General features: G+C 59.6%; 12 protein-coding genes and 1 tRNA gene. 9 read left to right on the top strand and 4 right to left on the bottom strand.

Annotation, left to right across the window (positions count from 1 at the left end; all coding sequences use genetic code 11):
• Window positions 1-22: 22 nt before the first annotated feature.
• Both F7R20_RS03585 and F7R20_RS03580 read right to left on the bottom strand, forming a co-directional pair.
• Window positions 23-304: a peptidylprolyl isomerase gene (locus F7R20_RS03585; RefSeq protein WP_003200262.1), complete on the bottom strand. Its 282-nt coding sequence runs from the start codon at window positions 302-304 to the stop codon at window positions 23-25.
• 96 nt (window positions 305-400) lie between these two features.
• On the bottom strand, window positions 401-1,270 hold the full coding sequence (locus F7R20_RS03580; RefSeq protein WP_003200264.1) for an esterase/lipase family protein: 870 nt from the start codon (window positions 1,268-1,270) through the stop codon (window positions 401-403).
• 323 nt (window positions 1,271-1,593) lie between these two features.
• On the opposite strand from F7R20_RS03580, the gene F7R20_RS03575 reads away from it, so the two are divergent.
• Window positions 1,594-2,655: a hypothetical protein gene (locus F7R20_RS03575; RefSeq protein ID WP_069971609.1), complete on the top strand. Its 1,062-nt coding sequence runs from the start codon at window positions 1,594-1,596 to the stop codon at window positions 2,653-2,655.
• A gap of 159 nt (window positions 2,656-2,814) precedes the next feature.
• On the opposite strand, the gene F7R20_RS03570 is transcribed toward F7R20_RS03575, so the two are convergent.
• Window positions 2,815-3,885 carry a 3-deoxy-7-phosphoheptulonate synthase gene (locus F7R20_RS03570; protein ID WP_042956675.1) on the bottom strand — a complete coding sequence of 357 codons (1,071 nt, stop codon included), beginning with the start codon at window positions 3,883-3,885 and terminating at the stop codon, window positions 2,815-2,817.
• A 47-nt stretch (window positions 3,886-3,932) separates the two neighbouring features.
• A complete protein-coding gene (locus F7R20_RS31575; protein ID WP_003200270.1) occupies window positions 3,933-4,085 on the bottom strand; it encodes a hypothetical protein in 153 nt (50 codons plus the stop codon).
• Between the two features lie 416 nt (window positions 4,086-4,501).
• Between F7R20_RS31575 and F7R20_RS03565 the strand changes: the two genes are divergently transcribed.
• From F7R20_RS03565 to F7R20_RS03530, 8 genes are all read left to right on the top strand, one after another.
• Window positions 4,502-5,263 (top strand): carbon-nitrogen hydrolase family protein, encoded by a 762-nt coding sequence (locus F7R20_RS03565; protein ID WP_003200272.1) that lies wholly within the window; start codon window positions 4,502-4,504, stop codon window positions 5,261-5,263.
• A 7-nt stretch (window positions 5,264-5,270) separates the two neighbouring features.
• A complete protein-coding gene (locus tag F7R20_RS03560; RefSeq protein WP_003200274.1) occupies window positions 5,271-5,705 on the top strand; it encodes a GNAT family N-acetyltransferase in 435 nt (144 codons plus the stop codon).
• A gap of 126 nt (window positions 5,706-5,831) precedes the next feature.
• Complete coding sequence (gene gacA, locus F7R20_RS03555; RefSeq protein WP_003200277.1) at window positions 5,832-6,473, top strand: response regulator transcription factor GacA; 642 nt, start codon at window positions 5,832-5,834, stop codon at window positions 6,471-6,473.
• 2 nt (window positions 6,474-6,475) lie between these two features.
• Window positions 6,476-8,299 carry an excinuclease ABC subunit UvrC gene (gene uvrC / locus F7R20_RS03550; protein WP_003200279.1) on the top strand — a complete coding sequence of 608 codons (1,824 nt, stop codon included), beginning with the start codon at window positions 6,476-6,478 and terminating at the stop codon, window positions 8,297-8,299.
• Between the two features lie 32 nt (window positions 8,300-8,331).
• On the top strand, window positions 8,332-8,892 hold the full coding sequence (gene pgsA, locus F7R20_RS03545) for a CDP-diacylglycerol--glycerol-3-phosphate 3-phosphatidyltransferase (protein WP_003200282.1): 561 nt from the start codon (window positions 8,332-8,334) through the stop codon (window positions 8,890-8,892).
• Between the two features lie 63 nt (window positions 8,893-8,955).
• Window positions 8,956-9,031, top strand: a tRNA-Gly gene (locus F7R20_RS03540).
• Between the two features lie 222 nt (window positions 9,032-9,253).
• On the top strand, window positions 9,254-11,095 hold the full coding sequence (locus F7R20_RS03535; protein ID WP_081352424.1) for a tyrosine-type recombinase/integrase: 1,842 nt from the start codon (window positions 9,254-9,256) through the stop codon (window positions 11,093-11,095).
• Window positions 11,096-11,351: 256 nt separating this feature from the next.
• A complete protein-coding gene (locus F7R20_RS03530) occupies window positions 11,352-12,194 on the top strand; it encodes a pentapeptide repeat-containing protein (RefSeq protein ID WP_081352425.1) in 843 nt (280 codons plus the stop codon).
• The last annotated feature ends 217 nt before the right edge of the window (window positions 12,195-12,411 follow it).

Here is a 12,411-nt window from a genome sequence, read left to right as displayed (position 1 = left end):
GCCTTGCTCCCACAAGGAGCCATCAGTCCTGACGGCTGGTCACTTCCAGCAGGTGGTAACCGAACTGAGTCTTGACCGGACCCTGGACCACATTGATCGGGGCGCTGAACACCACGGTATCGAATTCCTTGACCATCTGGCCCGGGCCGAACGAACCCAGGTCGCCACCCTGACGGCTGGATGGGCAGGAGGAGTTGGCCTTGGCAACTTCGGCAAAATCGGCGCCGGCTTCGATCTGGGCCTTGAGTTCGTTGCACTTGTCTTCGGTGGAAACCAGGATGTGGCGGGCAGTGGCTTTGGCCATGAGGGAAATTCCTTTCGCTGTATTTAAAGGTGTTGAGCCTACCGGATTCATTGACGGGTTGTTGTCAAAATTGCGTCAAAACCTTGGGGCCGGCGATCAAAGGCCGGCTTTGCGCAGGCGCTCGGCGTGGCGCAGGTAAAGCTCTGTGGGGTCTGTACCCTTGCATAATGTGCCGACTCCTGGATTGATGGCCTCCATATGGTCCATTGGATAGTCGGAGCGAATGACCTTGCCCAGGTGCGAACTGAAGCGTCCGACCAGGCCGTCGTTCTGCTCGGCTTCGGTGATGAAGTAGTCGGAAAAGGCGCGGCAGAAACCCTGCAAAGGCTCCGATGCTTCCCCTGTAGCCTCGGGCAACGTACCGCTCCATGAGTAGTAGCGCACGCCATTGACTCGGTCCGGGCCGTTCCCACCCCAGTGCTTCGGCAGGCCCTGGGGGTATTTGTCGTTGAAGGCGCCCACGCCCTCAGTGGTCAACGTCGCCAGCGCGGCGACGGCGGTGGGCGATAGCTGCGCCTGCCCGTCAAGCAGCGAGATGAAATCGGCGAACAGCGTGGCGACGTCTCGTGCCACATGCCCTGGCAACCGTCCGGGGGTAAGGGCCTTGCGCAGGAAGTCGGCCAGTTCGGAACCATGGTTGGGGCCGCTGACCGACGTGACCGAGGCAACTTTGTCGGGTGCCAGCGCGGCAGCATATCGAACGGCCAGCGCACCCTGGCTGTGGCCGATCAGGTTGACCCGGGCCGCACCGGTGCCGGCCAGGACCCGATCGATTTGCGCCAATAGTTGTTCGCCTCTGGCCTCGTTGCAATGGGTGGCCGACAGGTACGGGATGAACACCCGGGCACCGCCTGCGCGCAGGGCTTGTTTGATGCCATGGAAAAGTTCGAAACCGCCGATCCTGTCAAACCCGAACAACCCATGGACCAACAGGATGGGAAATTGAGTGGTTGCATTCCGTTGCATGTTCGTACCTTTTTCGAAGAGGTTCACGGTGAATTTGCGACCTCACTCTAATCCAGACCCGTAATGGACGGTGTAGGAAAAAACCGCGCTGAACCGGGGAAACCGGAATAGAAAAAGTGGGAAGAATGGGAAATCCCCCGACGGTGGCTACATGTGTAGGAGCTCTCCTATAACCCGAGTCGTTTGCAGCTACAGCTTTGAACGCCAGGGACCACCGCCGTTGTTGTCTTGTCTGGCTGTGGGTTTGCCGCGAGCAGGTTTTAATGGCCCCATCGAGCGCCGTTATGCAAACGGTGCCTTCATCCAAGGACTGGAGCCTGTACATGATCACTTACCCCTCTCTTCAACGATCCCGTTCAACTTCAGGGACAAGGCTGCCGCCACCGATCCTGGCAGCGGCCCGGGACGGGGTGATCGACCCCGCTTGGCGCAAGGCCGTCGTTACCATCAAACCTTATCCACTGATGACGTGCGGGGATGAGGTGCTGCTGCGTTGGCATGGGCTCAACAACGAGGGTGAGTCTTACCGACATGAAGTGGTCGGGTTCGTCACGGAGCGGCAAGTAGGGCGAGACGTCGTGTTCGTCGTGCGCGAACCGCATATTGCCGAGTTGGACGGTGGCTCGCTGGAGCTTTCCTACCAGGTGACGGGCAAACAGTTGCCGGCCACCCTGGTTTCGCAACACCTGCAACTGGATATCGGCGATGTATCACCGCAACTGCTGCCTGCCGTTGCCAACGACGCGGTCGGAGGCAGCCTTGATCCGAGTCGGGTGCCCGACGGAACGTGGCTGACCATTCGGCCCTACGCCAGGATGGCGGTTGGCGATCGGTTGATCTTGACGGCCAGCAAGGGTTCCAACGCGCTTTGGCGCGATGTGCTGGAAATAGAAACCCATGCGGTTGGTCGTGAGGTGTCGCTCTGGATCGATCATTCGCTGATTGCTCCCCATGTGGGACACAACCTGGCCTTGGCCTATGTCGTCAGGCGTGGACATTCGGTGCGCCGCGCCGAGCCCTTGTCATTGCGCATCGGTCCGCTACAGCGTCCTGCGTTGAAGGCGCCCAGGATTCGGGAGATGAACGACGGGTGGCTGAATGTCGACGATTTGCAAGAGGGGGTGACGATTGTCATCGATGATCCCGGGCTTGAGGCGGGCGAGCTGGTCTGGTTGCAGTGTAACGGGAACTCGTCTTATGTCCGTGAACGCGAAATCACCGAGGCCACGGCAGGCCAACCGCTCGTTTTTGTGATTCCTGCGGCGTATTGGCAGGATCAAGGTGACAGGTCGGTGGGCGTGTTCTATCAGGTTGAGCGCCTGGATGACGTCAGCCAGCGTTCCGAGTGGGTGACGGTCCAGGTTCGTTCCAGTGCGCCAGGCTAAGCGAAGCCCGGCACAACCTCGGTGGGAGCGAGCTTGCTCGCGATGACAGTGTTTCAGGCAACATTAATGCTGGCTGAACTGACGCTATCGCGAGCAAGCTCGCTCCCACAAAGGGGCCCACGCCGCCCCCTGGTTCCAGGGGAAGGTGGGTTCGGGACCTCAGGCTGGCAATTGCAGCTTGCGATGGGCTTCGCGCAGCAGCTGTTCGGTAGACCCCCAGCCCAGGCAACCATCGGTGACCGAGACGCCGTAGCGCATCGACGGGCCCAACGGCTGGCAGCCTTCGAACAGGTGGCTTTCGAGCATCATGCCGATCAGGGAACGGTTTCCTTGCAGCCGTTGCTCCAGCACGTCATTGAATACCTGCGGTTGGCGCAGCGGGTCTTTGCCGCTGTTGGCGTGGCTGCAGTCCACCATGATCCGGGCCGGTATCTTGAGGCGGGTCAGGTCATGGTGTATCTGCGTGACGCTCTGCTGGTCGTAGTTCGGCCCGCGATGACCGCCGCGCAGCACCAGGTGGGTGTCGGGGTTGCCCGCGGTCTGGATGATCGCCGGATGCCCCTGGCTGTCCACGCCGAAATGCCGGTGGGGATGGGCGGCAGAGCGCATGGCGTCGCAGGCAATGCCGACCCCGCCGTCGGTGCCGTTCTTGAACCCCACGGGCATGCCCAGGCCGCTGGCCATTTCCCGGTGGATCTGCGATTCAGTGGTGCGCGCACCAATGGCCACCCAACTGAGCAGGTCGTCGAAGTAGCTGGCGGCCATGGGTTGCAGCAGTTCGGTGGCGACAGGCAAGCCAAGCTGCAATATCTCGCGCATCAGTTCCCGGGACAAGGTCAGGCCGGCGGCCATGTCGTCGCTGCCATCCAGGCCAGGATCGTAGGCCAGGCCTTTCCAGCCTACGGTCGTGCGGGGCTTTTCCACGTAGGCGCGCATGACCAGCAGCATGCTGTCGCGCACATCATGAGCCACGCGAGCCAGGTTGGCGGCGTATTCGAGGGCGGATTTCGGGTCGTGGATCGAGCAGGGACCGACGATGACCAGCAGGCGGGAGTCCTCACCGTCGAGGATCGCGCGGATGGCCTGGCGATGGGCGCTCACTTGATGGCTCAACGCGGTGCTGAGCGGCAATTGGTGCTTGAGTTGCAACGAGCTCGGCAGACGCAGGGTCAGGGCTTCGTTGGCAGGGTTGAGCGTGGACAGCGGCAAAGCGGAGACGGACGAATTCATGATCTGGCTTCCTGGACGGGCAGCGGGTTCATTCCCGCGCGCCGGTCCTAGTGGGGTGTTCGACAATTGGCCGGATTGGCCCGCAATTGAGGCTTGCCACCGGTAGGTGACCGATCGGAGGCGGCAGGCTGTCCCGAGCGGTGGCTGGTAAATCGCCAGGCGGAAAAACTGTCGTAACGGTAATAAGTGGCGTAGTTCATGGCTCAATCCTCAAGTTGTCTGGTGTTGCAAATGTGTGGGGCCTGAAAAAACAAAACCCCCGGTCGGGAGGCCGACCGGGGGTTTGGAAAACTCTGGAAGGCGACCCGTTTAAAATGGGCGCCGGTTGGGTATCAGGCGCGCCAGTGGCTAAACCAATACCCAAAATAAAAGCTGACCGGAGTTTGCACGCTGTTCGCCCAGGCAGCCGCAACCGAGCTCGGGGCGCTGGCGGTTTGAAGCGGTGAGAGGGCGTTGAACATGGTCTGTCTCCGATGAATGGCCCTGAGCTTACTTGAGGACGGTGCGCCGGTTCAATCAGAAAATTCTATCGAGGGCATGCAATTGTTCGCCCCGGCTTGAGTCCGCTGGGCTTTATGACAAACTTCAGGTTTGCAGCGCCTCCCAAGGATGACCCATGACCGCTCCAGCCTTCGCCGCCGCCCAGTCGATCTCCATCGCGGGGGGCGTTCGTGCCAACCTCGTGCGCCATCAGTATTTCATGCAGGCGGCCGCTGAACAGGGCGTGCAGTTGCTCGTGTTTCCTGAGCTGTCGCTCACCGGCTACGAACGTGGCTTGGCGGCGGACCTGGCCATCCTGCCGGAGGATGGCGTATTGCAACCGCTGCGCGACCTGGCCCGCGAGCTCGGCCTGACGACGGTGGTGGGCCTGCCGATTCGCCTGTCGGCGGCCGCCCCGGTGTTGATCGGCGCGTTGGTCCTCGGCGCTGATGGTTCCCTCGGGGTGTACAGCAAGCAGCATCTGCACCCTGGGGAAGAAGTCGCCTTCGCCCCGGGGCATGGCGGCTCGATACTGGCGATGGGGCAGGATTGCATCGCCCTGGCGGTATGCGCCGATTTTTCCCACGCCAGCCATGCTGCCGCGGCAGCCGGGCAGGGCGCTACGCTATATGCGGCGGGGGTGTTGATCACCGAGGGGGGCTACGTGCCCGATACGACATTGCTGCAAGGATATGCCCGGCAGCATGCCATGACCGTGCTGATGGCCAATCATGGTGGCGCTACCGGAGGCTGGGAGTCTGCCGGTCGCAGTGCTATCTGGGGCCCAGACGGTTCGCTGCTCGCGGCAGCGCCCGGCACGGGCGAGCTGTTGGTGATCGCCCGCCGCGACGTCAACGGTTGGGTAGGGCAAGTCGTGCCGGTGGCCGTGCTTGGATGAGGTGTTCATGAGTTTCGAGTGGCGTGCCGCAACGGCTGGGGACATCGACTTCGCCCGGCAGCTGACCTGCGACAACATGCTTGCCTATTACCTCAAGCATGATTTGCTCTGGCAGGACGAAGCGTTCGACTTGGCCTGGATTATTCGCCAGAACTGGATAATCAGTCGTGCCGGCCAGGCACTGGGCTTTGTCAGCCTCAGCCGCGATGCCCGGGCGTTGTACATCCGGGAACTGCAGGTTGATAAAGCGTTTCGTGGGCAGGGCGCCGGTACCTGGGCGATCGGACAGGTTTGGGATCTGGTGGGCCTGGAGCGTCGGCCGGCGCTGCGCCTGACGGTGTTCAAGGATAATCCGGCCAGGGCGTTGTACGAACGCATGGGCCTGCGTGTCGTGGGCGAGGATGAGTGTTTCCTGAGGATGCAGCGAGACGCCGGTGCTTGAAGCCTCGGACGTTATGCCAATAAAGATGCGTTGTAACTTTTATCTGTCCCTTTGCGCTAGGTCTGCCGGACGCTTTTTGCTAAGGTGTTGTGCAACCCAAATAAGACCAAATCGTGAGGTGTCTGCTTGATTAGGGTGTTAGTGGTCGATGACCATGATCTCGTCCGTACGGGCATTACACGAATGCTGGCTGACATCGACGGCCTGCAGGTAGTTGGCCAGGCTGAATCCGGGGAAGAATCCCTGATCAAGGCGCGCGAATTGAAGCCCGACGTGGTGTTGATGGACGTCAAGATGCCTGGCATCGGCGGCCTTGAGGCCACGCGCAAGCTGCTGCGCAGTCACCCGGACATCAAGGTGGTCGCGGTGACCGTGTGTGAAGAGGATCCGTTTCCCACCCGGCTGTTGCAGGCGGGCGCGGCGGGTTACCTCACCAAGGGTGCTGGGTTGAACGAGATGGTCCAGGCCATTCGTCTGGTTTTTGCCGGGCAACGCTACATCAGCCCGCAAATCGCCCAGCAATTGGCGATCAAGTCGTTCCAGCCAACCAACGATTCTCCCTTCGATGCACTGTCGGAGCGGGAAATCCAGATTGCGCTGATGATTGTCGGTTGCCAGAAGGTGCAGATCATCTCCGACAAGCTGTGCCTGTCGCCAAAAACCGTCAACACTTACCGCTACCGTATCTTCGAGAAGCTTTCGATCAGCAGTGACGTCGAATTGACACTGTTGGCGGTGCGCCACGGCATGGTCGATGCCAGCGCCTGAAAATGACTGAATTGTTTGATCCAAGTGCGTTCCTCTCCACTTGCAGCGGCCGCCCCGGCGTGTACCGCATGTTCGACGCCGACGCACGCCTGCTTTATGTCGGCAAGGCCAAGAACCTCAAGAAACGCCTGGCCAGTTACTTTCGCAAGACCGGCCTCGCCCCGAAGACTGGCGCCCTGGTGGGGCGCATCGCGCAAATCGAAACGACGATCACCGCCAATGAAACCGAGGCGCTGCTGCTCGAGCAGACGCTGATCAAGGAATGGCGCCCGCCGTACAACATCCTGCTGCGCGACGACAAATCCTACCCCTACGTGTTTCTGTCCGACGGGGCCTTTCCGCGCCTGAGCATTCATCGGGGCGCCAAAAAGGCCAAGGGTCGGTATTTCGGTCCTTACCCCAGCGCCGGGGCGATTCGTGAAAGCCTCAGCCTGCTGCAGAAGACCTTTTTCGTTCGCCAGTGTGAAGACAGCTACTACAAGAATCGCACCCGGCCCTGCCTGCAATACCAGATCAAGCGCTGCAAGGCGCCTTGCGTGGGGTTTGTCGAGCCGCAGGTCTACGCTGAAGACGTACGTCACTCGGTGATGTTCCTGGAGGGCCGCAGCAATGCGCTGACCGATGAACTGTCGGCAGCCATGGAAGACGCGGCGGTCAACCTTGAGTTCGAACGGGCTGCCGAGCTGCGTGACCAGATTGGCCTGCTGCGCCGCGTTCAGGACCAGCAGAGCATGGAAGGTGGCAGCGGTGATGTCGATGTGATCGCCGCGTTCATCAACCCGGGCGGCGCTTGCGTGCATTTGATCAGCGTACGCGGCGGGCGCGTGCTGGGCAGCAAGAACTTCTTTCCCCAAGTGGGTATCGAGGAGGACGTGGCCGAGGTCATGGCGGCGTTTCTGGGCCAGTACTACATCAGCAGCCCGGAACGCGACTTGCCTGCCGAGTTGATCGTCAACGTGGTCCACGAGGATTTCCCGGCCCTGATCGAAGCCATCGACAAGCTTCGCGGTCGTGAACTGACCATCAGCCACCGCGTTCGCGGCACCCGTGCCCGTTGGCAGCAACTGGCCGTGACCAACGCCGAACAGGCCCTGGGCGCGCGCCTGGCCAACCGTCAACACGTGGCGGCGCGATTCGATGCCCTGGCCGATGTCCTCAACCTGGACGAGCCGCCGCAGCGGCTGGAGTGCTACGACATCAGCCACTCCAGTGGTGAGGCAACCGTGGCGTCCTGCGTGGTGTTCGGTCCGGAAGGCCCGATCAAGTCCGATTACCGCCGTTACAACATCGAAGGCGTCACGCCCGGCGATGACTACGCGGCGATGCATCAGGCATTGATGCGCCGGTTCGGCAAGCTCAAGGACGGGGAGGGCAAGTTGCCAGACATCCTCCTTGTCGACGGCGGCAAGGGCCAGTTGTCCATGGCCCGCGATGTGCTCAATGAACTGATGGTGCCCGACCTGATCCTGCTGGGGGTGGCCAAGGGCGCGACGCGCAAGGCCGGTTTCGAAACCTTGTACCTGAACGACGCCGCCCATGAGTTCACCCTCAAGGGCGATTCGCCGGCGCTGCACCTGATCCAGCAGATCCGCGACGAAGCCCACCGCTTTGCCATCACCGGACACCGTGCCCGCCGTGGAAAGACGCGCCGGACGTCTACACTGGAAGGTGTGGCAGGCGTCGGCCCGACGCGCCGCCGCGACTTGTTGAAACATTTTGGTGGATTGCAGGAACTGTCTCGTGCCAGCATCGAGGAGATAGCCAAAGCACCCGGTATCAGTAAAAAGCTCGCTGAGTCGATTTATGCAAACCTGCACAGCGAGTAGAATGCCCGTCAACCTCGCAGCCAGTTGTGCCGATGAATATCCCAAATCTGATTACCGTCCTACGCGTCCTGCTCATTCCGATCTTCATTTTGCTGTTCTATTTGCCGTACCACTGGAGCTACATGGCCTCCGCCTCGGTCTTTGCCTTCGCCGCCGCGACGGACTGGCTGGATGGTTACCTGGCTCGACGCCTGGAGCAGAGCACGCCGTTCGGCGCGTTCCTCGACCCGGTGGCCGACAAGCTGATGGTCGCGGTGGCCTTGGTGCTGCTGGTACAGGAACACGGCAACCTCTGGCTCACCTTGCCGGCGGCGGTGATCATCGGCCGCGAAATCGTCGTCTCGGCGCTGCGTGAGTGGATGGCCGAGCTGGGCGCCCGCGCCCAGGTCGCCGTGTCGAACCTCGGCAAATGGAAAACCGCCGCGCAGATGCTGGCGCTGGTGATCCTGCTGGCCAACCCTTCGGACTTCAGCTTCTGGGTGCTGTTGGGCTATGCGCTGTTGCTGGTTTCCGCTGGGCTGACGCTGTGGTCGATGGTCCAATACTTGCGCGCCGCCTGGCCGCATCTGCGGACGGATGTAGAGCCGAAATAAAACTTTTTTGAATCAAGGGGTTGACGGCGTAATTTGAATCTATAGAATGCGCCACACCAAGACGCGGGAATAGCTCAGTTGGTAGAGCACGACCTTGCCAAGGTCGGGGTCGCGAGTTCGAGTCTCGTTTCCCGCTCCAAATATTGCGCTGCAGAGTTCCACTGAATTCTGTAAGTGATTGAAATCAGGGCCTTCAGGCCCTTTTTTCGTTCCAGCGGGAACCACTGAAATCCAGCACTATCCGGTGCGTTTAAGTCCAGAATTGAGTCCAGGATTCTGACGAGCACCGAATCGGTTTAATGCTGGAGCAGATTGTGTAGCGAGATGAGCATTTGGCCCTGACTCTGTTCAGGAGCTCGCGATGGCACTCTCAGAAATGACAGTTCGGCATGCCCGAATCACCGGTAATGACTACACCCTCGGCGACAGTGATGGTCTCACGCTCAATGTGACGGCCAGAGGCGGAAAAGTCTGGCTCTTCCGTTATTACTGGGCAGGCAAGCAGAAGCGCATGTCCCTCGGTAGTTACCCCCAAATTGGGCTTAAAGAAGCCCGTACCCGTCGTGATGCAGCACGTACCTTGGTTGCCCAGGGCATCAATCCCTATGAGCATCGCAAACAACAGCGGCTTGCTGTTCATGCTGCGAAGGAGCACACCTTCGAGGCCGTGTTCAATCAGTGGGTGGAGTTCCGCAGGCTGAGCCTGAAGGAAGGGCGTCAAAGCACGCTCTCGCAGATATTGAGGATCTTCAATAAAGACGTCTTGCCCACCCTGGGCGGGCGGTCCATCTACGAGATCAATCGTCACGATCTGCTGGATTTACTGAGCAGGATCGAACAGCGCAAGGCCTTAACGACAGCTGAAAAATGCCGGACTTGGTTCAACCAACTGTTCCGCTATGCGCTGGTGAAGATCGAGGGGTTGGAACACAACCCGGCTTCAGACCTCGATGTGGTCGCACTTCCCAAGCCCCCCGTGACGCACAATCCGTTTCTCCGCATGGACGAGCTGCCGGCATTGATGGCTGCTCTTCGAAAATACGGTGGCGCCAACCAAACTCGGCTTGGCCTTCGGTTGTTGCTGCTGACCGGTGTCCGCACGGGCGAGCTGCGGTTGGCGACGCCCGACCAGTTCGATCTGGCGAAGCGTTTGTGGGTCATACCGGCGGAGGTGGTGAAGCAGCTCCAGTTAGCGATGCGGAAGCCAGGTAAGCAGACCCAAAATGTACCGCCGTACATTGTCCCGCTGTCGGTTCAGGCGCTGGAGATCGTGCGTCACTTGCTGGACCAGGTTGTCCCCGCACAGCGCTACTTGTTTGCGCATCGAAGTGACCTGAGCAAACGCATCAGCGAGAACACGCTGAATGGCGCGTTGCGTCGGATGGGGTACGCCGATCAACTCACCGGGCATGGGATGAGGGCGACGATCTCGACGGCGTTGAACGAGATCGGATACCCGAAGGTTTGGGTGGATGCTCAGCTTTCTCATGCCGATCCGGACAAGGTGAGTGCGGCCTACAATCACGCGGAATACGTGGAGCAGCGCCGGACCATGATGCAGGATTGGGCGAACCGTCTGGATCTTTGGGGGCAAGGCCAGCTGAAAGCGGCTAGCTCTCCGCTTACTATTCGTTTAGAAGGTGCAGCTTCGTTACCTTCGTTGGAAAGCGCGAACGCAAACGCCGTTCTGTACAGCGGGGGGTTCCCAGCGACGACGGTTCCAGCTTCCAAAATGTCCGTCAGCAACGAACCGCTCCTTAACGCGGCTCAGTATTCACCTGTCCTACCTGTTCCAATGCAGACTGAACAGCTGCGCGAACCCCGAGTATCCGACATACAACGCCAGCGCGCCGAGATGCTAGCCATCTATGAAGCTGCGAGTAATTTGCCACTGCTTATCTTCGCCAAACTGGCAGGCAAATCCCGAGATCAGATCAATCGCGATATCAAGGCTCGGCGCCTGCTGTCCCTGAGCCTGGGGAATCGCGGTCAGCGCATTCCCGATTGGCAACTTGATCCACTGCGGCACAAGTTGATACTTGCTGCATTAGCGCGGTTTCCGGATGTCGATGCGTGGAGGCTTTATCGGACGGTCTGTGAGCCTCATGAGCGACTGAAGGGGCGCTCGCCAATCGATGTGCTCACACTGGAGAATTTTGACGTGACTGCACGAATCGTTTGCAGTGCGCTGGGTTCAAGCTGAGCGGTCTTCGAGCGGTGACAACGGATGTTGCCGTTTGCATTCAGGAGGCCAGGCCGAATGCGAGTCTGAAAGTGATGTGGCAGCGTCTTGACGGCAGCCCAGTAATTTCTCATCATTATGTCTCGCGCCACTGACGGAGGCGTTCGGCCCTAGCTTGGTGAAGCCCCTGCACCGTCGTGTTACCCCCCCCTCTTTATAAGCCATCTCAATGGTCAGCATCCTCTAGGGCTCCATGCTGATAATTTGAGGTTTGGTCATGAACACTCCAGCTACACCTTCACTTTCGATTTTGAAGTCTGATGCAGAGAGACTTTTACGTGATGCTCGTGACGGCTGCCCAGACGCAGTGATTCGACTTGTGAAACAAGGCTTTCGAAGAGCCGAGGAGCTAACGCACGACACATGCTTGCGCGTCGTTGCCGAGGAGTATGGTACGACCTTCGTTGAGGCAGTCCGCGAAGAGAAGCTGATCTCCCGTTATGTCCAGCATTCAGAAGCAAAGGGGTTCTGGCGTGAGCCTTATGGGTATCCGTTCCGTCGTGCCCGGTATTTGCGGCAATTTGATGCTTTGGTGGAGTCCCTTCGCGATCAGGTGCCTTTGGCTGTGGCAGCTCAGAAACGAGGTGTTGATTTCGCCGGTTTCCATTTCAGCAGCTTGCTATTCGGACGCATTGATCAGGTGCTAAAGCGGCGTAAGGTGCCTGATTTTAGCCATCTTCAGGCTCCTGGCAGCCTTGTTCACTGGCACTGGGTATTGGACGTCGTCAAGTACAACCACGCAAATTTCAGTGACGCGAAATTTTACACTGTCACCGCAGACCCTCTCACACGTCCTGGCGGACATTTCTGGATGGCGGATTTCAGCTATGCAAATCTGTCAGGTGCTGACTTCCGTGGCTCGTACATGAGAGGTGCAAAATTTGTAGGTGCCGACTTAGACGGCGCTGACTTCCGAAACGCCAACATCTTTGAAACAGACTTCACCGGAGCACAAGGTGCGTATCTCACTGGAGAGCTGGGGGATGAAAATTGGGACGTCGGGCCGAAAAGGGTAGTGCGTGCAAAGGCTAACCGAAGCAGATTCTCGGCTGAGGCATAAGGACCCGAAGTCTCCTGCGATGTGGACGAACTAGCAAGTCGGCACTTAAAAGGCGATCTTCCCCGAACCGCCTTTCCGACCGCTAGCTCGCTTGAGGGCATATGGGAACACCTAATGGATCCCGCAGAATTTGAGCTCTATGCTCTCAGAAGTTTTCCCCTATTTTTGCCCCGCTCACACCTTGCGAGCGATCGCGAACGGCGATTTCTGATAAACA

This window comes from Pseudomonas brassicacearum subsp. brassicacearum (assembly GCF_008801605.1).
In the GTDB taxonomy this organism is placed as follows: domain Bacteria; phylum Pseudomonadota; class Gammaproteobacteria; order Pseudomonadales; family Pseudomonadaceae; genus Aquipseudomonas; species Aquipseudomonas brassicacearum.
Note: the sequence above shows the minus strand (reverse complement) of the source record. Positions and strands in the feature narration are given on the sequence as shown.